Here is a 25134-nt window from a genome sequence, read left to right as displayed (position 1 = left end):
AAGTCCCTGAAGGGCCGTGGAAGACTACCACGTTGATAGGTTGGGTGTGGAAGTGCAGTAATGTATGAAGCTAACCAATACTAATTGCCCGTGAGGCTTGACCATATAACCCCAAGTTAGGCTTGGGGTTGGAAAGACGATGTTTTTCCCCTTGTTACCGAATTCCACGAGCTAGACTGAAAGCTAGCTTATACCGTTTATGCCTGGCGGCCATAGCGAGTTGGCACCACCTGATCCCATCCCGAACTCAGAAGTGAAACAGCTCTGCGCCGATGATAGTGTGGGAGTTCCCATGTGAAAGTAGGTCACTGCCAGGCTTTTATATAAAAAGAACCCGACTCAAATGAGTCGGGTTTTTTTATATCTAAACCCCTGACATGACTTCTCTTGATTCAGGGAAGTCCCCATGTGACAAATCTGTCCGGACAAGCCATGTTCCATACATGGCTTTGCATACACTCCATCCTTGGAGATAAACCGATATCGACGCCGCCAGTTATCCGGAAGGCTCGGCGCAGGATGTGCCCATTTAAAGCAGGTCAAGATAGATAAAAGAAAGGCCAACCTCATTAACAGAGCCTTGTCTTTTTGTGTATAAAACCTAAGCAGAAAACGGTGCAGAAACCCCCTCAGGCATTCTGATAGCAAATATCTTTCGCACCGTTTCTTCTGTTTTCCAGGTACCTTTAAAACCAGCTTCCACCACAAAGCTGTCACCGCCTTTATAGGTAACGGAATTGCCATCAGCGTCAGTCAGTGTCGCTTTGCCCTCAAACATATGGACCATTTCGTCGGCGTTGTAGGTGACTTGGTATGTACCGGGCGTGGCTTCCCAGAAACCGGTCAGAAAATGACCATCTTCTGGAACATGTTCCAGCCAGGTTTTCATGGTGGGCTGGCCATCTGTTGGTACCCAGCCGTCAAGATCAGTGGTGATCGGATCAACATTGGGCTTAGTAATATTACCGAAAGAGACTGTTTTCATACCCGCTCCTTAAAACGAACAAAATAATAGAACAGTGACTTTCTCAGGGATGCATATTGGGGGCAATGACTCTTAGTGGGTAGGACATCATGCTACTTAAGAGGTAAGCTGTCCTCTAACTGCTTTATAGCATTGAGTTGAAGATCTTTTCACAGTGTCTGCTATAAACTTTAGGACAGGCGGCAAGAAACAGAATTAACAGCATTTGCTGCTTAGTCAGTCTGGGTCTGCTTTGCAGATTATCATCTGTTTGCTGTGAAAGATGGTGAAGCGTAGTTATACCGCCTAAGGTCATGGCTCTGACTTCCCAGCCCAATCTGCCGCGTAATGAGGCACCTAGCAGGTAACCCTGTTGCATGAGTCGGGTAGTGCGCTGGTAGAGACTGCGGACAACAACAGCAATGGATTCGCTATTGCTGGCAACCAGCTCATGCTCTTTCAGGCCGGCAGCTGACAGTTCCTGTTGCGGGATGTAGATTCTATCCTGCTCTCGATAATCCTGAACAATATCCTGATAGAAATTAATCAGCTGTAATGCGGTACAAACGGCATCTGACTGCTGAAGTTGGCGTTCACTGGGTGATATCGCAAGGTGCAGTAATAAACGGCCCACCGGATTGGCTGAGTAACGGCAGTAATTCAAGACTTCATTAAAGTCAGCGTAACGCGATTTGACGACATCCTGTTTGAATGCGGTTAAAAGATCCTCAAACAGCTTAAGAGGCAGCCTGTGATGGCTAATAACATCCTCTAAGGCAAGAAAGATAGGGTCATTGCCTTGATAGCGGCCCTGGTTGATTTGCTCCAGCGCGTGACTGAAGCCATTAAGTCTAGCTAAGCGTTCTGTCTGACCGAGATTACCTTCATCGGCAAAGTCATCAGCCGTCCTCGCAAAGGCATAGATAACGCTGATAGGTCGTCTCAGACGTTTCGGTAACAGAACCGAAGCGACCGGAAAGTTTTCATAATGGGACTGGGCGAGCTCAAGACAGAAGGTATAGGCTGCCTCGAGTTTAGGGTTACTCATCGTCACTGGATTGCTGAACCTGACGCGGCTGTTGTTCCACCGGCGGCAGATCAGTGATCTCGTTTTTGCTGCTGATCCCCATTTCCGTGAACTTCCGGGCGCCAGGCATGACCTGCCGTTCTAAAGAACCCACGGCACTGTTGAAGTGGTTGACGGTGCTGCCCAGGCTATTGCCAAGCTTGCTCAGATGATTGCCGAATGTGGACAGGCGTTTGTACAGCGTTTCGCCAAGCTCACGAATCTGTTCAGCATTTTCGGCCAGGGCCTGCTGTTTCCAGCCATAGGAGACGGCCCGCAGCAGCGCAATAAAATTGGTAGGCGTGGCGAGAATAATATTCTGACTCATGCTGTCCTCAAGCAGCGCTGGGTCGACTTCCAGTGCCGCCGCGAGGAACTGTTCACCGGGAATAAACAGAACCACAAACTCAGGTGAGTTACTGTATTCCGCCCAATAGTTTTTACGTGCAAGCTCCCGAACCCGGCTGCGGATCACCTGTGCATGGCGCTTAAGCTCACGCTGGCGTTCGCTGTCTTCCTTGGCCTGAATCGCTGACAAATAAGCATCAAGCGGCGTTTTCGCATCGACGATAATATCGCGTTTCTCGGGCAGCTTGACGATCATGTCAGGACGAATACTGCCATTTTCAGTTGTGGTGTGAGTCTGTTCGAAAAAGTCACAATGCGCGACCATGCCGCTTAACTCAGCCAGACGACGCAGTGTCATTTCACCCCATTGACCACGCACCTCAGGACGACGCAGCGCCTGTACCAGATTCTGTGTTTCCAGTTGCAACTGCTGCTGGCTTTTAGTCATCTGATCAATGGTGGTACGCAGGCTGCCGTAACTTTCCTTGCGCTCTTTTTCTATATCGTGGATTTGCTTGGTGGTCTGCTGCAAAGCGTCGCTGATTGGTTTGACCAGTTGTTCAATTGCTTTCTCGCGACTGCTTAAGTCGGCCTTGGCCTCACTTTGAAACCGCTTGAGATTCTCTTCTGCCAGTTTCAGGAAACTGTTGTTGTTGCGACTGAGTGCTTCATTGGATAGCTGATTGAAGGTATTCGCCAGCTGTGCCTGGGTCTGCTGAAGCATATCGTCCAGCTGTTTTTGTTGTTTTTTCTCAAGCTCGAGGCTGAGCGACAATTCGGTGTTTTCACGCTCCAGCCTGCGGATGACTTTTTCACGCAACAGATACACAACCAGGGCGCCAGCGAGGGCCGCAGTGAGTATTAACACTGTGATCATGATTGGAGAGTCTACAGCCATTGCAGCAATTCTTCCGGATGATTAATCATGCCATCAGCCTGCCAGTTTTCTGGCCGGTCGTCATCACCGAGGTAACCATATCGAGCCACAAGCGTATGCATATCGGCATTGCGACCGGCGATAATATCTCGTTCAGCATCACCGATATAAACACAGTCAGTCGGTTCTATGTTCACGAGTTTGCAGGCATGCAGCATAGGTGCTGGATGCGGTTTGCTCTGCGCTGTGGTGTCGCCGCTGACGATACAGGCTGCACGTTGTTGAAGATTAAGACCCGCCATAAGCGGCTCGGTTAGAAAAGCCGGTTTGTTAGTAATCACTCCCCATTTTTTTCCCATATCTTCGAGTTTGTCGATGACTGTCTGCATGCCTTCAAACAGATTGGATTCGCGCGTCAGGTTGTCCTGATAAAGCTGCACGAAGCGCTGTTGTAATGAGGCAAACTCAGGGTTATCGGTTGTGATACCAAAGGCCAGACTCAAGAGTCCGGGGCTGCCATGACTGGCGACGGCACGAATCGCTTCATAGGGCAGGGGAGCCCGGCCTTCCTGCTGCAGCACTTGATTCAGGGCGTAAGCCAGATCGGGAGCAGTGTCGACCAGGGTGCCATCGAGGTCGAAGAAAACAACATCAAATCTCGACATATTAAATTTTTCGGCAGTGAACCAAGTAGTTCACTTTCACATCCTTGCTCAGGCTGAATTCTCTGCTCAGCGGGTTATAACTCATGCCACTGATATCCTTCACCTGAAGGCCTGCCTGACGGCACCAGCTTGCCAATTCTGCGGGGCGGATAAAGCGTTTATAGTCATGGGTACCTTTGGGCAGCATGTTCATGACATATTCCGCACCGACGATAGCCAGAAGATACGCCTTGGGGTGACGGTTCAGGGTGGAGAAAAATACATCGCCACCCGGTTTGACCAGATCGGCGCAGGCTTGAATGATCGCGGCCGGATCGGGCACGTGTTCCAGCATTTCGAGACAGGTAACGACATCAAATTCACCAGCATGTTCGCTTGCCATGGCTTCGGCGGTAGATTGCTGATAATGAATCTCCAGTCCGTTTTCCATCGCGTGCAGTTTGGCAATATCCAGTGGCATATCACCCATATCGATACCAGTCACATTGGCACCACTTTTAGCGAGCGCTTCAGAGAGAATGCCGCCGCCACAACCAACATCAATCACATTGGCATCCTGCAGTCTGCAGCGGTCGGCAATATACCCCAGTCGAAGCGGATTTATTTCATGCAGCGGTTTGGACTGGCCTTCCAGATCCCACCAACTGCTGGCCAGCGCCTCGAATTTGGCCACTTCATTGGGATCGACATTAAGGTGTTGTTCGCTCATTGTTCAGCCTGCTTAATGGAGTTTGCCCATTGACGGGCATCCTGGATCACTTTGCTTTCATCCAGTGTCGTTAACTGCCGGTCTTTGAGTAACTGTCTACCGGCAACCCAGACATCTGTCACTTTATCACGGCCAGTCGCGTAAACCAGTTGTGAAACCACGTCATAAAATGGCTGGGTCTCGATGGAATGCATATCGACAGCAACAAGGTCAGCGAATTTCCCGACTTCAATTGAACCGATTCTGTCATCCATTGCCATCGATTTGGCTGCATTAATCGTGGCCATTTCCAGTGCCTTATGCGCGGGAATGCTGCTGGGATCTTTGGCAACTGCCTTGGCCAGCAATGCTGCCTGTCGCATTTCACCGAACATATCGAGATCATTATTGGATGCTGCACCATCGGTGCCAATGCTGATATTCACGCTTCTACGATCGAGTTCTGCCACCGGGCAGAAGCCGCTGGCCAGTTTCAGATTGGACTCCGGGCAGTGAGCGATGTGAACACCCGCTTCGCTGCACCAGTCCATTTCCTGGTCATTCAGTTGTGTCATATGCACGGCAATCAGGCGCGGTGACAGCAAACCGATATCACGTAAACGTTCCAGTGGCCGCATGCCGAACTCTTCGACACTGGCTGAGACTTCGGCCGCCGTCTCGTGAATATGCATATGAATGGGTAGATCCATCTCTTCGGCATTAATCAGAATAGATTCGAAAGTCTTATTGGCGACGGTGTAGGGTGCATGCGGTGCGTAACTGGTGCTGATACGGGTGTGGTGCCGATAACGATCATGTAATTGCTGGCCTTTGTGCAGATACTCATCGACACTGGCTGCCCAGTTGGTAGGAAACTCAATAACCAGCATGCCCAGACTGGCCCGCATACCACTTTTATCGATAATGCGGGCGGTCGCTTCCGGGAAGAAATACATATCATTGACGCAGGTGGTGCCACCACGCAGCATTTCAGCCACCGCCAGAGCTGTGCCGGCTTCTACAAAGCCGTCACCGACAAACTTGCCCTCCGCCGGCCAGATATGATCATTGAGCCAGCTCATTAATGGCAGGTCATCAGCCAATCCCCTAAACAGGCTCATGGCACTGTGTGCGTGATTATTAATAAGCCCGGGAATCAGACAGTGCTGATCCATGTCGTGTATGGACGCGGCACTGTATTGCTGTTTTGCTTCGTCAATGGGAAGAAGCGCTACAATACGGCTATCTTTAATGATGATGGCCTGGTTTTCCAGCACCTGCTTTGAAGCGTTAACTGGCACAAGCCAGCGCGCATTGATAATCATATCGACGGTTTGCATGCAGCTGATTATACCGTCGACACAGGGTAAAAACCTACCTTGTCACCTTAATTAGTTCACGGTAGCCAATGGTTTGCCGGGCGGTAATGAGGAGTTCATTTTTGACAAAAATAACGAGCACAATCGAACCGATTCAATGGCGGGATGAACGCCTTTTTTTATTGGACCAACGCCAACTGCCGCAGCGGCAGGAATGGCTGGAGTATGACCATCCGGATCAGGTTGCTGAAGCCATTACCATGATGGTGGTGCGGGGGGCGCCTGCGATTGGCGTGACGGCGGCTTATGGTGTCGTACTTGCTGGCAGACAGGCCTGGCATACAGCCGGTGTAACCTGGAAACAGGCGATGACCGCCCCTCTGGCGAGACTGGAGAATGCCCGCCCGACAGCGGTCAATCTCTTCTGGGCGATAGAGCATATGCGCCAGTTTTACCTGAACCTGCCAGATGGCGAATCACCGGAAACCGCGTTGCTGACTGAAGCCAGAAAAATGCATGAGCAGGATGTGGCCGCAAACCGCGCAATGGGTCAGAGCGGTGCAGCGCTGCTGGATAGCCAGAGTAAGGTGCTGACTCACTGCAATGCCGGGGCGCTGGCGACAGCCGGGTTTGGCACAGCGCTTGGTGTGATTCGGCAGGGCTATGCCGAAGGTAAGATTGACCATGTTTATGTGGATGAAACCCGTCCCTGGTTACAGGGAAGCCGTTTGACCGCCTGGGAATTGATGCAGGATGCTATCCCCATGACCCTACAGGCCGATTCGGCGGCGGCTTTGTTGATGGCTTCCGGAAAACTGGACTGGGTGATTGTCGGTGCTGACCGTATCGCCGCCAATGGGGATACTGCCAACAAAATCGGTACCTATTCTCTGGCAGTACTGGCTCGCTATCACAAGGTCAAAATGATGGTGGTGGCGCCAACATCAACCATAGACTGGGATATCCCTGATGGCAGCGGCATTCCAATTGAACAGCGTCTAAGCGAGGAGGTGACACATATCTACCGTGAACCCATTGCGCCTGCCAATGTCAATGCGATAAACCCGGCGTTTGATGTGACACCGGCTGCCTTGATTGACGCCATTGTTACCGAAGTGGGTGTTATCCTGTCGCCAACAACAGAAAAAATGTTAACGCTTAAAGGGGAGGAACCATGACTGAAACAGTACTCATCACCGGCACCAACCGCGGGATTGGTCTTGAGCTATGCCGGCAACTATCGGCCAAAGGCATGCATGTCATTGCTAGTTGCCGACATGCCTCGAAAGAATTGAAAGATCTCAATGTCGAAATCATTGAAGATGTCGAGGTCAGTGAACCGACCAGTCTCGCCAAACTGGCGGATACACTTAAAGGCCGTAATATCGACTGGTTAATTAATAATGCCGGTATTGCCGGCGGTATTGGTCTTGGTGATATTGATGACGCTGCAGTCGACAGTTTTATCAGAATGTACCGGGTGAATAGTCTGGGACCTTTATTAGTGACTCAGGCACTGCTGCCCAATCTGCATGAAGGCAGCAAGGTCGGCATTATCACCAGCCGCATGGGTTCGATTGACGATAATGATTCCGGCGGCAGCTATGCTTACCGGATGTCCAAAGCCGCCGTTAATGCAGCCGGAAAATCCTTGTCTGTAGATCTTAAACCCAGGGGTATTGCTGTCGCGATTCTGCATCCGGGCTGGGTGCGTACAGATATGACAGGCCACGGCGGGTTGATCGATCCTGATGAGTCAGCATCCGGGCTGATTAAGCGTATGGAAGAGCTAACGCTTGATACCAGTGGTGGATTCTGGCACACCAATGGTGAACGGCTACCTTGGTAACTCCCAAGGCTATCAGCTGCAGGGACGCGGCTGTGCCGGAATCACTATTTGCATCTAATAAGCACTGGCCCCGGCTTATCGACGCCGCGCTGCTACCTGCCATGTTTGAAGACAGCACGCATCAGTTATGGCACTGTCAGACAACGGACGGGCCGTTAATCCTGAAAGTCTGTGACCCTGGCCGGCTGGCATCTTCGGCAACCTGGCAGGTGATGCAGAGCTTGTTTGACTTCTCCCTGACCGATGAGTTGGCCAATGCAGTGCAGATCCGCCGCATTATCCATCAGCATGGTCTGCTGCACATTCCTGAGGTGGTGGATTCTGCAGCACCGAGTGCAGAATTGCCGGGCTTTGTACTTAGCCGTTTTGCCAGTGGCGAAAGCCTGGGCGCAGAGAACCTGTCGCTGTCAATGGTGAGTGATTTTGCCCGTCATATTGCCAGGTTGCATCAACAGGCGGATTTGAACTGGGGGCTTTTGACTCATCCCCACCATCCACCGCAACGCTGGCCGGAGCAATTGATAAAAACATTTTTGCGTTTCAGCAGACAGTTAAAAATCGGCGAACCCTGGTTGTACAGGGTGATGTCTGAGATTGAACAGATCACGCCGTCACGCTTTTCTCCTGTTATGCTCGATAATCGGTGGGATCAATACCTGCACAGCGCTGGCAGACTCACGACCCTGGTTGATATTGATGCTTTTGTGATGGCACCGCCCGAGTTAGAGCTGGTATTAATCGAGTATCAGCTGAGCGAAGCACAAGCTGCACGCTTTGCCATGGTCTATCAGCAATATCAGCCCATGCCCGATCTGAATGCTGTCAGGCCAGTTTACCGCCTGCTGCTGTTTTTGATGAATGCGCTGGGTGAGACTGATATCAACAAATGGATGCAAACTCAGATCAGATTCAAATAATCTCTGTTCAACTTAATGTGACTGGCTGGCAAAGCTTATAAAAGCGTTCAGCATTAAATTCTTCCAGGTGGCGTATTTTGAGTTCAGCTTCCTCAAAGTCAGCGTCTTCAAAATCCTGAATGCCAGGTACCACAATGGTTCTTATTTTAGCCGCTGTCGCCGCCTTGAGTCCGGAGGCCGAGTCTTCAAAAGCCAGCGTCTCGGTAGCAGAGACACCCAGTTTATCCAGTGCTAAGAGATAAACATCAGGATTGGGTTTGCCCTGATCCACCTCAGAGGATGAGACCGTACAATCGAAGTAGTCAGCTATCTCCAGTTTTTCGAGTACCAGTGGAACCAGAGATTGCGGGGCATTCGTGGCAAGGCCAATTTTGCACTCATGTTGCTTTAGCATTTTGATGATTTGCAAAACGCCCCTCTTTGCAATCCCATCCTGTTGGATAAGTGCACCGACCCGCTCTATGACCTCTTTTTCTACACTTTCCAGACTGCGATTTTGCCATGGGAAATGGGAGAACCAGAATTCAGTGACTTCTCGCGTGGTCATGGAGGCGGTGAATGAGGCAAGTTGATCACTGACCTCAACGCCTAATGCCGAAAACACCTGCTCCTCAGCGGATTTCCACATGGGTTCACTGTCAATTAACAGTCCATCCATATCAAAAATAACAGCTTTCATTGGATACAGGTTCTTTTAATGATTGGCAGTAGGTGAGAGCGTGTTTTGCTGACGATAAAGCCGGATCCAGTTGATAAAACCGACGCTGGCGAGCACGGTATACAGTGAAAACAAAGCCACCGTGGCATAAAAGCCGGTTTCCAGATAGAGCACCACCGCGGCGGCATCGATAATGATCCAGTAAAGCCAGTTCTGCAGAACTTTTCGTGCCATCAACCAGGTATTGAGCACTGAAAAGACGGTAACGCCGGCATCCAGATAAGGGTTCTGAGAGGCTTCAATCGCCCACAGGTAATGACCAATCAGCCAGGTCAACAGACTACCTATCACCAGAAAAGCCAGGTGATAGGACAAAGGCCAGCTATGAATGGCGATATCATTCTCTTTCTGTTTATGCTGACGCCACAGAAGGTAGCCGTATATCGCCATGCCCATATAGTAAAAGTTCAGTAGTGCCTGCATGGGAAGCTGACCATCCCAGAACAGCAAGGTATAGATTAGCGTGCTGACAAAGGCCATCGGCCAGCACCACTGTGATTCGCGGGCAGCGAAAACAATATAGCCCACGCCCAGCAGGGCGGCAAAAACCTCCCAGCCTGATAAGGCCATCAGGCCCTTTAGCATCGCATCCCACATAGAACGCTAGTCTTCGACCTGATAACGGTCAGTACCGATCATTTTCAATACAAACACACTGTGCGGAAGCTGATTGAATACAGCTTCAATTTCGCTGTCCATGGCGTCCATCACATCGCGGTATTCACCAAAAACCTGGGTGCTCAGGTTATTACGTGAAATATTGAGCTTAGGGTTATTTTCCAGTTTATCGATAAAGGCCAGAATAGGGTCAGCATAGTGCTCTGTCAGCGGATAAAGGCTGATATCGACTGAAACACGCATAGTAAAACTCCTTAATAAAAAGAGGGCTCAACGGAGCCCTCAAGCTATGAATTAATAATCGTAGCTGACGGTCAGACCGACAACGCGGGGATCACCGAACTGTTTGTATGTGCGATTAGCGTAGTTGATTCGAGGATCATTACCGAAGAAAAAGCCACGGGTGTAGTAATCCTTATCAAACAGGTTACGCCCCCATAGGGTGACCTTCCAGTTGTCTTTTTGATAAGCCAGACTGGCGTTGTAGATGACATATGAGCCTGATTTTGAGTTATGACTGTTGGAAAAATAAAAGTCATCCTTGCCTTCCATATTGGCACGCAAAGTCAGGTTGGGAGTCAGGTAATATTCGCCTCCCAGCGTGAATTGATAGTTCGGGGCATGTGCCTGGCGGCGACCTTCAATATCGTTGCTGGAGATGTCCGGGTTTTCATACTCATCGAACTCAGCACGAAGCAGACCTAGTGCACCAAACAGGCGGAAATCCTGGCTCATTAACCAGTCAAAATCAGCTTCCAGACCGAAGTTTTTACCGCGAGCCGCGTTAGCGATTGAGTCTTCAAATTCGCCGCCACCAACAAACACCGAGCTCTTCACCTGAGCATCGCGACGCAATGAATAGAAAGCCGCAATGTTGGTAATCAGATCGCCATCCAGCCAGCGTGATTTAAGGCCGGTTTCCAGGCTCCACATATATTCGGTGTCGAATTCACGTTTGCTGTCCGGCAGTGCGTCATTGTTATTAACGCCACCGGATTTATACCCACGCGACAATGAGGTATAGGTCATGTGGTCATCATTAATTTGATAGTTAAGCCCCAGCTTGCCACCGAACAGACGTTCGCTGGTATCGATATCAAGTGCATTGGAGTCTTTGTAGTCAGCTTCAAAGTATTCGATTCGCAAGCCCGTGATCAAAGTCAGCTTATCGGTCAGATGCGTATCAAGCTGACCGAACAGTGCTGTGTTTCTGGTTTCGTAGTCATTATCCAGATTACCGAAATCCGAGTTCAGATCTAGTTCTTCATCCTGTGAAAGGAAATACACCCCGACCGCCCATTCGGTTGTGTTATTGAAAATCCAGCCATTTTCATTGGAGAGGGCTTTTAATTCGACAGAGTAGTTTTCCCGATCTCGATTAAATTCCTCGAAAGCGTTGTAGGGACAAAACGCATCATTATCAAAATCATTATCCTGACAGTTTGCCTGTTGTATTGGCGTTAAAGTATCAAAAAACGCCTGGTTGGCTTGCGCGTTAGTCCAGTCTGCATCGTAGCTGTATGTCAAGTCTGACTTCACATAGGTCACATTGGATTGTAATTGCAGTGCGCTACTCGCCCGATAATCCGTTTTTAATGCCAAAGCAGTCGTGTTTTGACTGTCCTCACCGGGCATATCTGATTGGCTGTCACGACTGTTATCAAGGGTGAAAGCATCATAGCCATTATCAATGTCCAGATGTAGCAGGTTCAGGTCTACCGTCAGGTCAGAGTTCACCAGCCATTTCAGGTGACCACGGGCAGTAATCTCATCGTGATCCTGAACATCGTCTTTACCTAAAAACTGATTGTCCATGTAGCCATCGGATTGATGGCTGTAGACTGAAAAACGGCCCAGTAGCGAGTCTTTGACCAGCGGCCCACCGACTGCCACACCGACATTTCGGGTATTGTATTCAGCCACACCGGTTTCGACATGCATATCGAATTCATTACTTGGCTCAGTGCTCTTCATATTGATGACACCGGCGAGGGCGTTGGTGCCGAATTTGGTACCCTGAGGACCGCGCAGGATTTCAACGGTTTCAATATCAAATAGGGTGGCAGCACCACCGGTGCGGCTGAAATCAATCCCATCAATTAACAAACCAACCGATGGATTAATCGGTGCAGAGAACTGACTGCGCTCGCCAATACCGCGAATCTGAAAATATTGTCCACGGGCAGCACCACTGGAGATATTCACATTGGGTGCCAGATTCAGTACATCTTCAAGATGCTGGGCACCGCGGGATTCGATGACTTCATCATCGATGGTGGTGAGGCTGACCGGGGTTTCCTGGGCTTCGTTGGGACGAAAGTCGGCACTGATAATCATAGACGGCAGTTCTGCCGGGGTGATTTCTGCCCAAGATGGAACAGAAAGCATCGCGCTGGCACAGGCCAGTGCAAGAGTGGAACGTTTCATAGCTATCCTCGTGGCATAAAGCGTTGGGACAGCAACAACGAAGACCGACTAAATCAGCTAAAGTCGAGAATCAGCCTGTCCCTACGCCAGTATTATCTGGATCAGGTTCATCGGGTTCTCTCTGTTGAGATATCTCAGGCGCGAGGCCACCCCGAGGCAATAGTCCGTTAATTGAATGAAGCACTTCCGTTTGTATGTGCCCATTTTATTTTAATGGTCAGACTTTGACCAGCCCGCAGAGCTTATTGCAGAGGTCGTAGACTTGAACGGCACTGGGGACAGACGCGTAGTTGCCGGTTCAGCCTTTGGGTGGAAATTTTCTGTTGCAGATTATCAAAGCAATGCGGGCAGTAATAATCCGGATCGTCACCGAATTTATAACAGCCACTGGCTTTGTCCGGGTGTGGTGTTGAAGGGCCGGTATCGTCTTCAGGCGAATGCAGGAGCAGATTATCGAGTTCCTGTTGCAGGCTGCTGATTAAATGCTGGTCGCCCTCTGCGAGTTTGTTGGCAATCTCACTGATAATTTGATGGATATTGTGCAACTTGTTGTTCATACAGTCATTGGCTCAAAGAACACAATCTCATTATAGGCCTGCCAAAAGAAAAAAGGCACCCGCAGGTGCCTTCCTCTGAATGCATTGAAAGCTTATTTTTCCAGGCTGGCTTTCAGGCTTTCCAGTGTGCTGGTGTAAAGACCGGTGACGGCATTTTTCGCTGCATCATCATCCAGTTCTTTGGGTGGGTGATGGTTGCCGTGATAAGCACGGAAGAACTTACCTTTCCAGCTGACTTTACTACCGCCATCAACCGCTTTGACACTGACCCATGATTTATATTTGCTGACAGGGAAAGCGGGGACTTCGTGCATTTCACCATGGTCATCAACTTCACCGGCTTTGCTGATGTCGGTGATTTCGTATTTATAGGTCATTTTCTCTTCATCAAACTTATCCAGTTCTTCAGAGATGGTGGCACCGTTTTGCAGTGTCAGGGTACGGGTAGCACCTTTTTCATTGCCGCCTGTCGCTTCGGTTGATTTCACAACCGGAATCCAGCTGTGTGCGTTATTAAAATCTTTGACTGCATTCCACACAGTAGCTGGATCAGCGTTGATGACAATGCTCTCTTCAACAGTAATGCGGGGCGCGCCGTGGGCGAAAGCCAGTGCCGGCAGTAGTGCCAGGCTCAGCAGCAGGGCTTTGAGTAATTGCTTCATGATTAGTCCTAATATTTCGATTATTGTGTTTTATGCTGCAAGCAGCAGCCCAGAAAATTAGCAGCTTTTTGCCCGGGCCACAATGTGAATTAGTCCTATATCTCAATTGCCTTGCTGACAGCTTCCCGATCCAGGTGTGAAGCAAAATACTCAATAAAGGCATACATATAGCCTCGCAGATAGCTGCCTTTACGGATGCCCAGATGGGTAGTGCTGGGTCGGAACAGGTGGCTGGCATCAATGGCCTGAAGCGGTGCATCTTTCACCGGATCAAATGCCATGTTGGCGATAATGCCGATGCCCAGCTCCAGCTCGACATAGGTCTTAATCACGTCGGCATCGGTGGCGGTGAACACGACGTTGGGATGCAGGCCTTTTTCGATAAAAGATTGATCCTGTTGCGCTCGACCAGTGAAACCCATCACATAAGTGAGAATCGGGTAATCGGCTATTGCTTCAAGGCTCAACTTGTCTAACGCCAGCAGGGGATGCGCCGGGGGCACGACAACACAACGGTTCCATTGATAGCAGGGCAGAATAGCCAACTGCTCGAACTGAGCCAGACCTTCAGTCGCAATGGCAATATCGACCCGCCCGGTTGCCGCCATTTCAGCGACCTCGGGTGGTGTGCCCTGCACCATATTAAGATGCACATTGGGATAGCGCTCGGAAAACTGCTTGATGGCGGAAGGCAGGGCATAACGGGCCTGCGTATGGGTGGTGCCAATTGACAGGGTGCCAGTCTGGTCACTGCGGCAGTCCGCCGCCAGCTGGCGAATATTGTCGACATCCTGCAATACCCGCTCAGCCATATCGATAACCGACTTGCCGACCGGCGTAATCCCCGTCAGACGTTTTCCATGACGTTCAAATATCTGCAGTCCCAACTCTTCTTCCAGCTGCTGAACCTGGTTACTGACACCGGGTTGAGAAGCATGCAGGGCGTTCGCTGCCGCCGAGATACTCAGGCCTCGACGAGCCACCTCGCGCACATATTTGAGTTGCTGTATCTTCATAGCTTTATATCTTTTCGTTATAACGATAGTAGATAATATTCATTGATAGAATATTACGCTTTGGTAAACTTGTCAGCTCTTTGGAATAGACAAGGCGAAGACCTATATGGAATGGGGCTTTATTCTGGCAGGTTTGTTTGTCGGCATTATGGTCGGCATGACCGGCGTGGGCGGTGGTTCGCTAATGACCCCAATCCTGATTTTCGGTTTTTCCATCCAGCCTGCTATCGCTGTTGGTACTGACCTGTTGTTCGCCGCCATAACCAAGTCTGGCGGTATCTGGGCTTACTGGCGCCACGGTGTTGTAAAATGGAAAGTAGTCTGGACTCTGGCGGCTGGCAGTATTCCAGCGACATTGCTGACCTTATGGGTGATGAACCAGACCGGGATGCATGAGGGTGAGCACAGCGAGATCATCACCAAAGCATTGGGGGTAGCTTTGATCCTGACCTCCAGTGCCTTGCTGTTAAAAGGCTGGATTGGTCGCCTGCTCAGGGCGCAGGAAGGTCACCCCGTGGTCAATGCGCTGTACAAACTGAGACAGGATGAAGGCCACAAGGCCATGTTTACCGTATTAACCGGCGCTGGCCTGGGTGTGATGGTGACCATCTCCTCGGTAGGTGCGGGTGCGCTGGGCGCGGTCATTCTGCTGTTTCTGTACCCCAGAATGAAAGGCGTTGAGATCGTGGCTACCGACATTGCGCATGCGGTGCCTCTGACTTTTGTTGCCGGCCTGGGCCACTCGGCCGTGGGTACTGTCGACTGGTCGTTGTTACTGTACCTGCTCGCCGGCTCGTTGCCGGGAATTCTTATCGGCAGTCACCTGGGGGTTCGCATTTCAGATCAGGTCATGCGTCCACTGTTGGCCGTTATTCTGGTTCTGGTAGGCATAAAATGTCTGTTTTGACCGGTCCAATAGATCTGACTCAGTATGGCTGCCCGATGCATTACATCAAGGCTCGCGAGGCCATCAGCCATATCGAGCTCGAGCAGGACATCGAGCTGTGGGTCAACAGCGGTGACGCTGTGACTGAAGTATTGAAAAGTCTGCGCCAGGATGGCCAGCAATGTGAGGTCGTAGCCGAAGAGGGGCTGACCACAACTATTCGTGTGAGAAAAAAACGATGACTGATATCAAACCTGCTCTGGCTAATAAAATTGAGGCCGTGATCGAGGTACTTAAAGAAATCGAACGGGACTACAGTCCTGCGGTACTGGCAACCAGTTTCGGTGCTGAAGACATGGTGTTGCTGGACTTGATCTGCAAGCATGCACCGGGCATTGAAGTCTTCACGCTTGACACCGGCCGGTTGCCCAAAGAAACCTACGAATTAATGCAGGAAGTAAAGACGCACTACCAGAAAGAAGTGCAGGTCTATTACCCGGATACTGCTCAGATTGAAGCCTTTGTGACCAGTAACGGTCCCAATGCCTTTTATGACAGTGTCGAGATGCGCAAGCAATGCTGTGGTATCCGCAAAGTGCAACCACTCAACCGGGCCCTTGCAGGCAAAAAAGCCTGGCTCACCGGGATGCGCCGTTCCCAGTCGGTGACACGGGCGGAACTGCCGGTGTCCGAATGGGATGAAGATCATGGTCTGCAGAAATTCAGTCCACTGACCGACTGGTCAAACGGTAATGTCTGGGCTTATATCCGCGCCTTCGAGGTGCCTTACAACAAACTGCATGATGAAGGTTATGCCAGCATCGGCTGTGCGCCCTGCACCCGTGCGATTACCGCCGGTGAAGATATTCGCGCTGGCCGCTGGTGGTGGGAAAACCCTGAAACTAAAGAATGTGGCTTACACGTCAAATCGAAATAACAGAGAACGATAATGACTGAAAAACAATTAACCCATCTCAAACAACTGGAGGCGGAGAGCATCCACATCATTCGTGAAGTGGCCGCTGAGTTCGAAAACCCGGTGATGCTGTATTCCATCGGTAAAGACTCCGCCGTGATGCTGCATCTGGCGATGAAAGCGTTTGCGCCGGGTAAACTGCCGTTTCCACTGATGCATATCGATACCACCTGGAAGTTCAAGGACATGATCAAGTTCCGTGACAACATGGCCAAAGAGCATGGTCTGGAACTCATCGTCCATACCAACCAGGAAGGTAAAGAAGCGGGTATTAACCCCTTCGATCATCCTCGTTATACCGACATCATGAAAACCGATGCCCTCAAGGAAGCATTGAGTAAATATGGCTTCGATGCGGCCTTCGGTGGTGCTCGTCGTGACGAGGAAAAATCGCGCGCCAAAGAGCGGGTCTATTCTTTCCGGGATAAGAATCACCGTTGGGACCCGAAAGCACAGCGTCCGGAGCTTTGGAACATTTACAACAGCAAGGTGAACAAGGGCGAGAGCATCCGTGTTTTCCCACTGTCAAACTGGACCGAGCTGGATATCTGGCAATACATCTATCTGGAAGAGATTCCGATTGTGCCATTGTATTACGCGGCAGAGCGCCCGGTGGTGAACTACAACGGTCTGACCATCATGGTCGATGATGATCGTATGCGTATTCCCGAAGGCGAAGAAATCAGAATGGAAAAAGTCCGTTTCAGAACTCTGGGCTGTTATCCATTGACCGGTGCGGTCAAATCCGACGCCGACACGCTGCCGGAAATCATTCAGGAAATGTTGTTAACCACCACTTCAGAACGCCAGGGCCGTGCCATCGACCACGATCAGGCCGGTTCCATGGAGAAGAAAAAACAAGAGGGTTATTTCTAGTGCTCCTACAAGATAATAATTACGGATTCAGCGCCCCTGTGATGTTTCGCAGCAAGGCGCAGTGCGCAGGTAATGGCCATTCCCTTATCAAGCGCTGGAACGCGGCTGCGGGACATCACAGGGACGCCCGGAGGGTGAACTTGTCAACCACCATGGACTTCGTTGTGCCTCTTGCCAAGGAAACAACCCTTACCTGCGAGTCACGCCTTGCCATGAAGGCTGACAAGCTCACTGAACGCGCAATTATTACCTTGGAGGAGCACGCATGACTACTGAAAGCTCATACCAAACAGATAGCCTGATCGCGACAGATATCGAGGCTTACCTGAAGCAGCATGAAAACAAAGAACTGCTGCGTTTTCTGACCTGCGGTAATGTGGATGACGGTAAGAGTACGCTGATTGGCCGTCTGTTGCATGACTCCAAAATGATCTATGAAGATCAGTTGGAAGCGGTGACCCGGGACAGTGCCAAATCGGGTACCACCGGTGATCAGGTTGATCTGGCCTTGCTGGTGGATGGTCTGCAGGCTGAACGTGAGCAGGGCATTACCATCGATGTTGCTTACCGCTATTTCTCGACCACCAAGCGTAAATTCATTATTGCCGATACCCCGGGTCATGAGCAGTACACCCGTAATATGGCAACCGGTGCATCGACCTGCCAGCTGGCCGTGATTCTGATTGATGCCCGTCACGGCGTTCAGACCCAGACCCGTCGTCACAGCTTCATTGCTTCACTGCTGGGCATCAAGCACATCGTAGTCGCTATCAACAAGATGGACCTGATGGATTACAGCCAGGAAGTCTTCGATAATATCCGTAAGGATTACGCCGAATTCGCCCGTGAACTGGAAATCGAAGATATTCACTTCGTACCGCTGTCGGCGCTGGTGGGCGATAACGTCGTCAACAAGAGCGAGAACATGCCCTGGTATGAGGGCGAGACCTTGATGGACATTCTTGAGAATGTCGATATTGCCGATGATCCGAATTTCGAAGATGCCCGCTTCCCGGTGCAGTATGTCAATCGTCCCAACCTGAACTTCCGCGGTTACTGCGGCACGCTGGCATCCGGTATTCTGAAGCCGGGAGATGCGATTACCGTACTGCCGTCCGGCAAAGAGAGCAAAATCAAGGCGCTGGTCACTTATGATGGCGACCTTGATCATGCCGTGCCGGGTGAAGCCATTACCGTCACGCTGGAAAATGAAATTGATGTCAGCCGTGGCGATATGATCGTTCACAGCAATCATCACCAGCCACATGTTTCCAGCCAGTTCAAGGCGATGGTGGTGTGGATGACCGAACAACCACTGACTGCCGGCAAGCAATACAGCATCAAAGTAGGCGTGAATGAGAGCACCGGCTCACTGACAGCGATTGATCATCAGGTTGATGTAAACACCCTGCAGCAAAGCAATGCCACTGAGCTCAAGCTGAATGAAATCGGTTTATGTGAGTTCTCACTGAACAAGCCGGTCGTGTTTGATACCTACAAACGCAACCGCATTACCGGTTCTTTCATCATTATCGATCGTCTGAGCAATGTCACCATTGGCGCTGGCATGATTACTGATGCCGTCTCTGGCAGTCATCAGACTGTTCCTGCCGGTGAATTTTCGGCATTCGAACTGGAACTGAATGCATTGATTCGCAAGCACTTCCCGCACTGGGATGCCAAAGATCTGAGCCAGCTGCTCAAATAGCCGGTGTTTTTTTCGCCAGCCCAATTGGGCTGGCGAAAACGCTTTCAAGTACGCTTAGCTTGAGCGGTGCCTCCTCACTTTCCCCATTAATTTAATGCTGTGCTTCGGCTAAATATTTTTGTTGAACCGGATAAGCTCCCACAAGTAATCGCTTATCTCGATTGATTGCATTGGTATTAGGCATCAATACAGTCAACTGACTGTGTTAGCTTCTCTATTGTACGAATTAGATTGAAAGCCCCTTTCGAGGGTTTTTTCAGATAGAGGAGAGCAAACATGACTACAGAGTCAAAACAGCCCGCAGGTAAATGTCCGGTGATGCATGGTGCGATGACCGAATCGGGCAAGTCAGTCACCGACTGGTGGCCCGAGTCACTCAATCTTGACATTCTTCATCAGCACGATCGTAAAACCAATCCGATGGATGAGGATTTTGATTATCGCACTGAAGTCCGCAAACTGGACTTTGACCAGCTGAAGAAAGATATGCATGCCCTGATGACAGAAAGTCAGGAATGGTGGCCGGCAGATTGGGGACACTATGGTGGTTTGATGATTCGCCTGGCCTGGCATGCGGCCGGGACTTATCGGATTGCTGACGGTCGCGGTGGCGGCGGCACCGGTAGTCAGCGTTTCGCGCCACTCAATTCATGGCCGGATAACGGTAATCTCGATAAAGCACGACGCTTGCTGTGGCCAATTAAAAAGAAATATGGCAATAAAATTTCCTGGGCGGATCTCATGATTCTGGCCGGTACAGTGGCTTATGAGTCAATGGGCCTGCCTGCTTATGGCTTTTCCTTCGGTCGCGTGGACGTCTGGCATCCGGAGAAAGACATTTACTGGGGTGCAGAAAAAGAATGGCTGGCACCTTCGGACGAGCGTTATGAAAACGTTGACGAACCAGACACCATGGAAAATCCACTGGCGGCAGTTCAAATGGGTTTGATTTATGTCAATCCCGAAGGTGTCAACGGTAATCCAGACCCTCTCAAAACGGCCGAACAGGTTCGTGTCACATTCAAACGCATGGCAATGAATGACGAGGAAACTGTAGCCCTCACCGCAGGTGGTCACACCGTTGGTAAATGTCATGGTAATGGTGATGCTGCGGCCTGCGGTCCAGCGCCTGAAGCCGCTGATCTTGAAGAGCAGGGCTTTGGCTGGAAAAACCCGAATCAGCAGGGAAAATCGAGCAATTCATTGACCTCTGGTCTGGAAGGTGCCTGGACGACCCAGCCCACCGTGTTTGATATGGGCTACTTCGACATGTTGTTTGGCCATGAGTGGGAGCCCAGGAAAAGTCCTGCCGGTGCCTGGCAGTGGGAGCCCATTGATATCAAAGATGATGATAAGCCGGTAGACACTGATGACCCTATGCTTCGCCATAATCCCATCATGACCGATGCCGATATGGCAATGAAGATGGATCCGACTTATCGTCAGATCTGCGAGAAGTTTATGGCAGATCCTGAGTACTTCAGAGATAGCTTTGCCCGTGCCTGGTTCAAACTGACGCATCGTGATCTGGGGCCCAAAACACGTTATATCGGTCCGGATGTGCCTGATGAAGATTTGATCTGGCAGGATCCTGTTCCGGCTGGTAATACCGACTACTGTGTCGAAACAGTGAAAAAAAGAATCGCTGAAACTAATCTCAGTATCGCTGAAATGGTCAGCACAGCCTGGGACAGTGCCCGGACTTTCCGTGGTTCGGACATGCGTGGTGGGGCCAATGGCGCGCACATCCGTCTGGCACCTCAGAAAGACTGGGAAGGTAATGAGCCGGTTCGTCTGACCAAAGTGCTGGAAACTTACAAAACCATTTCAGCCGAGACCGGTGCCAGCATCGCCGACATTATCGTGCTGGCGGGTGGTGTCGGTATCGAACAGGCTGCCAGAGCAGCCGGTTATGACGTACTGGTGCCCTTCCATAAAGGTCGGGGGGATGCCAGCCAGGAAATGACCGATGTCGAGTCATTCGAGCCTCTGGAGCCGGTCGCTGATGGTTTCCGGAACTGGCAGAAACAGAATTACGTGGTGAAGCCTGAAGAACTGATGCTGGATCGTGCCCAGTTACTGGGCCTGACCGCAGCGGAAATGACGGTGCTGATTGGCGGCATGCGAGTGCTGGGAACCAACTTCGGCGGCACCAAGCATGGTGTATTCACCGAGCGGGAAGGGCAACTGAGCAATGACTTTTTCGTTAACCTGACCGATATGGCTTATAGCTGGAAACCGGCGGGAGACAATCTGTATGAGATTCGTGACCGCAAAACTGATGCACTGAAATGGACAGCAACCCGGTTTGACCTGGTATTTGGGTCGAATTCTATTCTGCGTTCATATGCTGAAGTCTACGCTCAGGATGATGCCGGTGAGAAGTTTGTTAAAGACTTCGTCAAGTCGTGGACCAAGGTCATGAATGCCGACAGGTTTGATCTGTTGTCATAAGCAGCCAAAGCTGTCCAGCACTGGTCCAGCGCCAGTCAACAGGCATTAACCAAGGCAGAGGATTTATCCTCTGCCTTTTTTTATCTCATGGGCTTGCCTGAGTTAAATCAGTCCTGACCCGGTTCACGTCGTTGTTGGCTATCGGACGAGGCTGATTTCAATGCCAGGCAATAAGGCAACAATTTCAGCAATAATCCCTGACTACCCGCCAGGCGGCGAGTTTCTCACTGACACTCAGCGCGGCATGAGCCGGGCTGGTTGAAGGCAACTTAATCATGGGCCGGTGTGCTGACAACGTCGGCAAGACCTGCCGTTTGAATAACTGTTCGGATTTGCTGCCGTTAAAGAACACCGCTTCAAGGGTCGGGTGTTGTTCAAAAAAATCCTGAAAGTCATTGGCCTCAATACTGGCCGGGTCGATATGTTGATCCAGACTGCCGGGGCGATAACAGGCTTTCAAAACGTCCCAGACGGCGATGCCATGATCAACGAGGTGCTGGCAACGCGTTTGATATGACCATTGGGTATTGAGAGCGACCAGTTCAGCCATTATCGGCCAGAAAGCATTGCGCGGATGAGCGTAATACTGCTGCGCTTCAAGCGAGGCAACACCGGGCATCGAGCCTAGAATCAGCACTCTCGGCTTGATACCGACAATCGGCGGAAAACTGTAGCTCAATGGTTTAACGGCACTCATCTCACTGATACAGCTGCCCCTGATGACGAATCCAGCCATGGGGGTGACGGTTGTCCGGGTCATGATGGGTCCAGTGCATCACACCGCCCTTATTGTTCCATTCATATTCACCATAAACTGTCACTTCATCACCCACCTTAAGACCATTAATTCTGGGGGCCAGATCGATATTATGGGCAACCAGTAGAGTGTGGCCATCGGCCATTTCCATGATAAAGCGCTGGTGGCGGCTACCCTGATTATCGTCTTCCAGCAAACGGATAACCCGGCCGGCCACTTCAACCTGAACGTCACTTTGCTGCGCCTGGTAAAGTGCGACAACATCAGTCTTGGGGGGCGCGACCTCGGTGACGGGGCCCGGCTGATAATGACTGGCGGCGTAGATAACGACAATAAAAGCGGCCAGCAACCAGAAGCGCTGAGTTTGACGTTTGTTTTTGAACATTGTTTTATTTTCTCCTGGCCGGCTATCTGGCTTATCTTTAGCTTCATACAGAGGATAGCTCAGTAAATTGGTTTGGCAAATAAGTGAAACAGTCGCATCGTGTACAACTTCCCCCGATCGATGTTCGGCTGATTCTGATTAATAAAACCGTTTCAAAACCCGCAGTCATGCGGTATTTAGATAAATCCCGAATATCAATATAGTTATTTATAATTTCCCGTTATATACCTGCCCGTTTATAATACCGGGTCCGGTTATTTAGCGTTTTAGAGAGCTTAGATGTATCAATACGATAAGTATGATCAGATGATGGTTGATCAGCGGGTCGCCCAATTCCGCGATCAAACCCGCCGTTACCTGGCAGGTGAACTGACTGAAGATCAATTCCGTCCTTTGCGATTGGCGAATGGGCTGTATATTCAGATTCATGCACCGATGTTACGTATCGCCGTGCCTTACGGTCTGATGTCTTCCAAACAGGTTCGCAAGGTCGCTGACATTGCCCGCCGCTATGACAAGGGCTTTGTCCACTTCACGACCCGGACCAATTTCCAGTTGAACTGGCCGAAACTGGAAGATGTGCCTGATATCCTGGCTGAACTGGCTACAGTGCAGATGCATGCGATTCAAACCAGTGGTAATGATATCCGTAACACGACGACTGATCAGTTTGCCGGTATCAATGCCGAGGAAATCGAAGATCCCCGTCCATGGGCTGAAATCATTCGTCAGTGGTCAACCTTCCACCCGGAATTTGCCTATCTGCCGCGCAAATTCAAGATTGCGATTATCGGCTCTGAAACCGACCGTGCGGCGACCAAACTGCATGACATCGGTCTGCATCTGGTTAAAAACCATGATGGTGAAATTGGTTTCGAAGTCCTGGTTGGTGGCGGCCTGGGTCGTACCCCGATTATCGGAGAGCAGATTCGTCCGTTCCTGGAAAAAGAAGATCTGCTGTCTTACCTGGAAGCGATCCTGCGTGTTTATAACCGCCTGGGACGCCGTGATAACAAGTACAAAGCCCGCATCAAGATTACCGTTCGCGAGCACGGCATCAATCACATCCGCGAACTGGTCGAAGCAGAGTGGGTGCAAATCCGTGATCAACTGCGCCTGGACCAGAAAGAAATCGATCGTGTGAAAGCCTTCTTCACTGAACCTGATTACGACAGCAATGCCGCTGCCGATACCACTTTTGAGGCCAAGCTCGCTGAAGATAAAGCCTTCGCTCGCTGGCTCAAACAGAACACCTTTGAACACAAAGTCCCGGGCTATAAAGCGGTCTATGTGTCATTGAAAAAACATGGTCAGGCGCCGGGAGATATTACTTCCGAACAGATGGAGATCGTCGCTGACCTGGCTGACAAATACAGTTTCGGTGAAATCCGCTCTACTCACACACAGAATCTGGTACTCGCAGATGTCAAACAGGCGGATCTGTATGAACTCTGGCAGCAACTACAGGCTGAAGGTCTGGCGACACCGAACATTAACACGCTGACTGATATCATCTGTTGTCCGGGCCTGGATTACTGTGGCCTGGCTAACGCGACCTCGATTCCTTTATCCAAGCAAATCGCGGAGCGCTTTGATGACCTGGATCACCTCTATGACCTGGGCGACATCAAGATCAAGTTCTCTGGTTGTATGAATGGCTGTGCCCACCAGAGCGTCGGTCATATCGGCATTTTGGGTGTCGATAAGAAAGGCGAGGAATGGTATCAGTTCACACTGGGTGGTAGTTCAGAAGCCGATGCCGCTATCGGTGAACGTCTCGGTAAAGCGATTCCTAAAGAAGAAGTCGTTGATACGGTTTCGCATCTGATTGATGCTTACGTCAATCTGCGTCATGAAGATGAATCATTCCTGGCGACGGTTCGCCGCGTTGGTGTGGACCCATTCAAGGAGCGTGTTTATGCAGATCATTAAAGATCGTGAAATTGTCGAAGATAACTGGCTGCATCTTGATGATGAAGCAGAGCTGGTTGCAGGCAATATCACTGTCTCGCTGGCACGCTGGCAGGAGCAACATGAGTCACTGGAACATCATGAAGGTGGTCTGGGCCTGCGCCTGAGCGGCGATGATCCACTGGAAGAAATCGTGCCCGATTTGGCGCGGTTTTCTCTGATTGTATTGCTGTTCCCGGTCTTCACTGACGGCCGCTGCTATTCCTACGCGAAATTGCTGCGTGAGCGTTATGGCTTTAAAGGCGAAATCCGGGCACAGGGTGATGTGCTGCAGGATCAGTTGTTCTATATGTCTCAGTGCGGCATTAACAGCTTTGAACTGGCAAACCCCAATCGCCTGACCAATGCCTTGTCGGCATTTGATGACTTCACCGAAAGTTATCAGGCCACGGTTCTGCGTCCCGAGCCACTCTATCGCCGCCGCTAAATC

At 50.6% G+C, this 25134-nt stretch carries 26 protein-coding genes, 2 rRNA genes and 1 riboswitch; of the genes, 13 read left to right on the top strand and 15 right to left on the bottom strand.

The genetic code is table 11. The features are described 5' to 3' along the window. Together OMQ46_RS13520 and rrf are read left to right on the top strand one after the other, a co-directional pair. A 23S ribosomal RNA gene (locus OMQ46_RS13520) occupies positions 1 to 105 on the top strand; the annotation flags it as partial. Between the two features lie 97 nt (positions 106 to 202). After that, a 5S ribosomal RNA gene (gene rrf / locus OMQ46_RS13515) occupies positions 203 to 317 on the top strand. Positions 318 to 601: 284 nt separating this feature from the next. Here rrf and OMQ46_RS13510 read toward each other — a convergent pair. From OMQ46_RS13510 to OMQ46_RS13485, 6 genes are all read right to left on the bottom strand, one after another. After that, positions 602 to 985 carry a cupin domain-containing protein gene (locus tag OMQ46_RS13510; RefSeq protein WP_266237638.1) on the bottom strand — a complete coding sequence of 128 codons (384 nt, stop codon included), beginning with the start codon at positions 983 to 985 and terminating at the stop codon, positions 602 to 604. Positions 986 to 1109: 124 nt separating this feature from the next. Continuing rightward, a complete protein-coding gene (gene hpnC, locus OMQ46_RS13505; RefSeq protein WP_266237637.1) occupies positions 1110 to 2012 on the bottom strand; it encodes a squalene synthase HpnC in 903 nt (300 codons plus the stop codon). Beyond that, on the bottom strand, positions 2005 to 3276 hold the full coding sequence (gene rmuC, locus OMQ46_RS13500; protein WP_266237636.1) for a DNA recombination protein RmuC: 1272 nt from the start codon (positions 3274 to 3276) through the stop codon (positions 2005 to 2007). Before rmuC ends, hpnC begins: the two co-directional genes overlap by 8 nt. Then, positions 3267 to 3920 (bottom strand): phosphoglycolate phosphatase, encoded by a 654-nt coding sequence (gene gph / locus OMQ46_RS13495; protein ID WP_266237634.1) that lies wholly within the window; start codon positions 3918 to 3920, stop codon positions 3267 to 3269. Before gph ends, rmuC begins: the two co-directional genes overlap by 10 nt. 1 nt (position 3921) lies before the next feature. Further along, positions 3922 to 4629 carry a bifunctional 2-polyprenyl-6-hydroxyphenol methylase/3-demethylubiquinol 3-O-methyltransferase UbiG gene (gene ubiG / locus OMQ46_RS13490; protein WP_266237633.1) on the bottom strand — a complete coding sequence of 236 codons (708 nt, stop codon included), beginning with the start codon at positions 4627 to 4629 and terminating at the stop codon, positions 3922 to 3924. Then, a complete protein-coding gene (locus tag OMQ46_RS13485) occupies positions 4626 to 5948 on the bottom strand; it encodes a TRZ/ATZ family hydrolase (RefSeq protein WP_266237632.1) in 1323 nt (440 codons plus the stop codon). Before OMQ46_RS13485 ends, ubiG begins: the two co-directional genes overlap by 4 nt. Positions 5949 to 6049: 101 nt before the next feature. Between OMQ46_RS13485 and mtnA the strand changes: the two genes are divergently transcribed. Genes mtnA through OMQ46_RS13470 form a run of 3 tightly spaced genes read left to right on the top strand, consistent with a single transcriptional unit; the run spans position 6050 to position 8693 of the window. Further along, on the top strand, positions 6050 to 7105 hold the full coding sequence (mtnA, locus tag OMQ46_RS13480; RefSeq protein ID WP_266237629.1) for an S-methyl-5-thioribose-1-phosphate isomerase: 1056 nt from the start codon (positions 6050 to 6052) through the stop codon (positions 7103 to 7105). Continuing rightward, positions 7102 to 7776, top strand: coding sequence for an SDR family oxidoreductase (locus tag OMQ46_RS13475; RefSeq protein ID WP_266237628.1), 675 nt, complete (start codon positions 7102 to 7104; stop codon positions 7774 to 7776). Before mtnA ends, OMQ46_RS13475 begins: the two co-directional genes overlap by 4 nt. Before the next feature lie 32 nt (positions 7777 to 7808). Beyond that, positions 7809 to 8693: a phosphotransferase gene (locus tag OMQ46_RS13470; RefSeq protein ID WP_266237626.1), complete on the top strand. Its 885-nt coding sequence runs from the start codon at positions 7809 to 7811 to the stop codon at positions 8691 to 8693. A gap of 7 nt (positions 8694 to 8700) precedes the next feature. Here the strand turns inward: OMQ46_RS13470 and hxpB are convergent, their stop codons facing one another. From hxpB to cysB, 7 genes are all read right to left on the bottom strand, one after another. Next, positions 8701 to 9372 (bottom strand): hexitol phosphatase HxpB, encoded by a 672-nt coding sequence (gene hxpB, locus OMQ46_RS13465; protein WP_266237624.1) that lies wholly within the window; start codon positions 9370 to 9372, stop codon positions 8701 to 8703. Between the two features lie 15 nt (positions 9373 to 9387). Next, positions 9388 to 9981 (bottom strand): nicotinamide riboside transporter PnuC, encoded by a 594-nt coding sequence (gene pnuC, locus OMQ46_RS13460; RefSeq protein WP_266237623.1) that lies wholly within the window; start codon positions 9979 to 9981, stop codon positions 9388 to 9390. A gap of 33 nt (positions 9982 to 10014) precedes the next feature. Beyond that, positions 10015 to 10272, bottom strand: a complete 258-nt coding sequence (locus tag OMQ46_RS13455) for a YkoF family thiamine/hydroxymethylpyrimidine-binding protein (RefSeq protein WP_266237622.1) — start codon at positions 10270 to 10272, stop codon at positions 10015 to 10017. 51 nt (positions 10273 to 10323) lie between these two features. Then, entirely contained in the window at positions 10324 to 12456 is a 2133-nt protein-coding gene (locus OMQ46_RS13450; protein ID WP_266237621.1) for a TonB-dependent receptor, read from the bottom strand. A gap of 60 nt (positions 12457 to 12516) precedes the next feature. Next, positions 12517 to 12620, bottom strand: a riboswitch (TPP riboswitch). 78 nt (positions 12621 to 12698) lie between these two features. Next, positions 12699 to 13013 carry a hypothetical protein gene (locus OMQ46_RS13445; RefSeq protein ID WP_266237619.1) on the bottom strand — a complete coding sequence of 105 codons (315 nt, stop codon included), beginning with the start codon at positions 13011 to 13013 and terminating at the stop codon, positions 12699 to 12701. Positions 13014 to 13105: 92 nt separating this feature from the next. Continuing rightward, positions 13106 to 13675, bottom strand: coding sequence for an SRPBCC family protein (locus OMQ46_RS13440; RefSeq protein ID WP_266237618.1), 570 nt, complete (start codon positions 13673 to 13675; stop codon positions 13106 to 13108). A gap of 95 nt (positions 13676 to 13770) precedes the next feature. Then, entirely contained in the window at positions 13771 to 14691 is a 921-nt protein-coding gene (gene cysB, locus OMQ46_RS13435; RefSeq protein WP_266237617.1) for an HTH-type transcriptional regulator CysB, read from the bottom strand. A 106-nt stretch (positions 14692 to 14797) separates the two neighbouring features. Here cysB and OMQ46_RS13430 point away from each other — a divergent pair, with 106 nt between their 5' ends. The 6 genes from OMQ46_RS13430 to katG all read left to right on the top strand — a co-directional run bounded on the left by OMQ46_RS13430 (position 14798) and on the right by katG (position 21591). Then, positions 14798 to 15598 (top strand): sulfite exporter TauE/SafE family protein, encoded by an 801-nt coding sequence (locus OMQ46_RS13430; RefSeq protein WP_266237616.1) that lies wholly within the window; start codon positions 14798 to 14800, stop codon positions 15596 to 15598. Then, positions 15586 to 15819, top strand: coding sequence for a sulfurtransferase TusA family protein (locus OMQ46_RS13425; RefSeq protein WP_266237615.1), 234 nt, complete (start codon positions 15586 to 15588; stop codon positions 15817 to 15819). The genes OMQ46_RS13430 and OMQ46_RS13425 overlap by 13 nt, the downstream gene beginning before the upstream one ends. After that, positions 15816 to 16514, top strand: coding sequence for a phosphoadenylyl-sulfate reductase (locus tag OMQ46_RS13420; protein WP_266237614.1), 699 nt, complete (start codon positions 15816 to 15818; stop codon positions 16512 to 16514). Before OMQ46_RS13425 ends, OMQ46_RS13420 begins: the two co-directional genes overlap by 4 nt. A 12-nt stretch (positions 16515 to 16526) precedes the next feature. Then, the gene (gene cysD, locus OMQ46_RS13415) at positions 16527 to 17429 is read left to right on the top strand and encodes a sulfate adenylyltransferase subunit CysD (RefSeq protein WP_266237612.1); all 903 of its coding nucleotides are present in this window, start codon (positions 16527 to 16529) and stop codon (positions 17427 to 17429) included. Between the two features lie 265 nt (positions 17430 to 17694). After that, complete coding sequence (gene cysN / locus OMQ46_RS13410) at positions 17695 to 19137, top strand: sulfate adenylyltransferase subunit CysN (protein WP_266237611.1); 1443 nt, start codon at positions 17695 to 17697, stop codon at positions 19135 to 19137. A gap of 276 nt (positions 19138 to 19413) precedes the next feature. Then, positions 19414 to 21591: a catalase/peroxidase HPI gene (gene katG / locus OMQ46_RS13405; RefSeq protein ID WP_266237610.1), complete on the top strand. Its 2178-nt coding sequence runs from the start codon at positions 19414 to 19416 to the stop codon at positions 21589 to 21591. 184 nt (positions 21592 to 21775) lie between these two features. Here katG and OMQ46_RS13400 read toward each other — a convergent pair whose 3' ends face one another. Together OMQ46_RS13400 and OMQ46_RS13395 are read right to left on the bottom strand one after the other, a co-directional pair. Further along, positions 21776 to 22351, bottom strand: a complete 576-nt coding sequence (locus OMQ46_RS13400) for a DNA-deoxyinosine glycosylase (RefSeq protein WP_266237609.1) — start codon at positions 22349 to 22351, stop codon at positions 21776 to 21778. Next, on the bottom strand, positions 22290 to 22733 hold the full coding sequence (locus OMQ46_RS13395; protein ID WP_266237607.1) for a DUF3465 domain-containing protein: 444 nt from the start codon (positions 22731 to 22733) through the stop codon (positions 22290 to 22292). The genes OMQ46_RS13400 and OMQ46_RS13395 overlap by 62 nt, the downstream gene beginning before the upstream one ends. A 279-nt stretch (positions 22734 to 23012) precedes the next feature. On the opposite strand from OMQ46_RS13395, the gene OMQ46_RS13390 reads away from it, so the two are divergent. Beyond that, positions 23013 to 24665 (top strand): nitrite/sulfite reductase, encoded by a 1653-nt coding sequence (locus OMQ46_RS13390; RefSeq protein ID WP_266237606.1) that lies wholly within the window; start codon positions 23013 to 23015, stop codon positions 24663 to 24665. After that, complete coding sequence (locus OMQ46_RS13385; protein ID WP_266237604.1) at positions 24652 to 25131, top strand: DUF934 domain-containing protein; 480 nt, start codon at positions 24652 to 24654, stop codon at positions 25129 to 25131. The genes OMQ46_RS13390 and OMQ46_RS13385 overlap by 14 nt, the downstream gene beginning before the upstream one ends. Positions 25132 to 25134 lie beyond the last annotated feature (3 nt).

It is taken from the genome of Methylophaga sp. OBS1, assembly GCF_026319365.1.
This window is presented reverse-complemented; position numbering and strand designations above follow the sequence as displayed.

What these genes read in the sequence shown, in the direction of transcription:
- OMQ46_RS13455 (WP_266237622.1), bottom strand. Translation starts at nt 10,272, where the DNA reads ATGCGTGTTTCAGTCGATATCAGCCTTTATCCGCTGACAGAGCACTAT.
- katG (WP_266237610.1), top strand. Translation starts at nt 19,414, where the DNA reads ATGACTACAGAGTCAAAACAGCCCGCAGGTAAATGTCCGGTGATGCAT.
- OMQ46_RS13395 (WP_266237607.1), bottom strand. Translation starts at nt 22,733, where the DNA reads ATGTTCAAAAACAAACGTCAAACTCAGCGCTTCTGGTTGCTGGCCGCT.
- gph (WP_266237634.1), bottom strand. Translation starts at nt 3,920, where the DNA reads ATGTCGAGATTTGATGTTGTTTTCTTCGACCTCGATGGCACCCTGGTC.
- OMQ46_RS13390 (WP_266237606.1), top strand. Translation starts at nt 23,013, where the DNA reads ATGTATCAATACGATAAGTATGATCAGATGATGGTTGATCAGCGGGTC.
- OMQ46_RS13400 (WP_266237609.1), bottom strand. Translation starts at nt 22,351, where the DNA reads ATGACCCGGACAACCGTCACCCCCATGGCTGGATTCGTCATCAGGGGC.
- rmuC (WP_266237636.1), bottom strand. Translation starts at nt 3,276, where the DNA reads ATGGCTGTAGACTCTCCAATCATGATCACAGTGTTAATACTCACTGCG.
- OMQ46_RS13430 (WP_266237616.1), top strand. Translation starts at nt 14,798, where the DNA reads ATGGAATGGGGCTTTATTCTGGCAGGTTTGTTTGTCGGCATTATGGTC.
- OMQ46_RS13445 (WP_266237619.1), bottom strand. Translation starts at nt 13,013, where the DNA reads ATGAACAACAAGTTGCACAATATCCATCAAATTATCAGTGAGATTGCC.
- OMQ46_RS13485 (WP_266237632.1), bottom strand. Translation starts at nt 5,948, where the DNA reads ATGCAAACCGTCGATATGATTATCAATGCGCGCTGGCTTGTGCCAGTT.
- OMQ46_RS13510 (WP_266237638.1), bottom strand. Translation starts at nt 985, where the DNA reads ATGAAAACAGTCTCTTTCGGTAATATTACTAAGCCCAATGTTGATCCG.
- ubiG (WP_266237633.1), bottom strand. Translation starts at nt 4,629, where the DNA reads ATGAGCGAACAACACCTTAATGTCGATCCCAATGAAGTGGCCAAATTC.
- hpnC (WP_266237637.1), bottom strand. Translation starts at nt 2,012, where the DNA reads ATGAGTAACCCTAAACTCGAGGCAGCCTATACCTTCTGTCTTGAGCTC.
- cysB (WP_266237617.1), bottom strand. Translation starts at nt 14,691, where the DNA reads ATGAAGATACAGCAACTCAAATATGTGCGCGAGGTGGCTCGTCGAGGC.
- OMQ46_RS13440 (WP_266237618.1), bottom strand. Translation starts at nt 13,675, where the DNA reads ATGAAGCAATTACTCAAAGCCCTGCTGCTGAGCCTGGCACTACTGCCG.
- OMQ46_RS13425 (WP_266237615.1), top strand. Translation starts at nt 15,586, where the DNA reads ATGTCTGTTTTGACCGGTCCAATAGATCTGACTCAGTATGGCTGCCCG.
- OMQ46_RS13420 (WP_266237614.1), top strand. Translation starts at nt 15,816, where the DNA reads ATGACTGATATCAAACCTGCTCTGGCTAATAAAATTGAGGCCGTGATC.
- OMQ46_RS13450 (WP_266237621.1), bottom strand. Translation starts at nt 12,456, where the DNA reads ATGAAACGTTCCACTCTTGCACTGGCCTGTGCCAGCGCGATGCTTTCT.
- cysD (WP_266237612.1), top strand. Translation starts at nt 16,527, where the DNA reads ATGACTGAAAAACAATTAACCCATCTCAAACAACTGGAGGCGGAGAGC.
- pnuC (WP_266237623.1), bottom strand. Translation starts at nt 9,981, where the DNA reads ATGGCCTTATCAGGCTGGGAGGTTTTTGCCGCCCTGCTGGGCGTGGGC.
- OMQ46_RS13475 (WP_266237628.1), top strand. Translation starts at nt 7,102, where the DNA reads ATGACTGAAACAGTACTCATCACCGGCACCAACCGCGGGATTGGTCTT.
- hxpB (WP_266237624.1), bottom strand. Translation starts at nt 9,372, where the DNA reads ATGAAAGCTGTTATTTTTGATATGGATGGACTGTTAATTGACAGTGAA.
- OMQ46_RS13385 (WP_266237604.1), top strand. Translation starts at nt 24,652, where the DNA reads ATGCAGATCATTAAAGATCGTGAAATTGTCGAAGATAACTGGCTGCAT.
- cysN (WP_266237611.1), top strand. Translation starts at nt 17,695, where the DNA reads ATGACTACTGAAAGCTCATACCAAACAGATAGCCTGATCGCGACAGAT.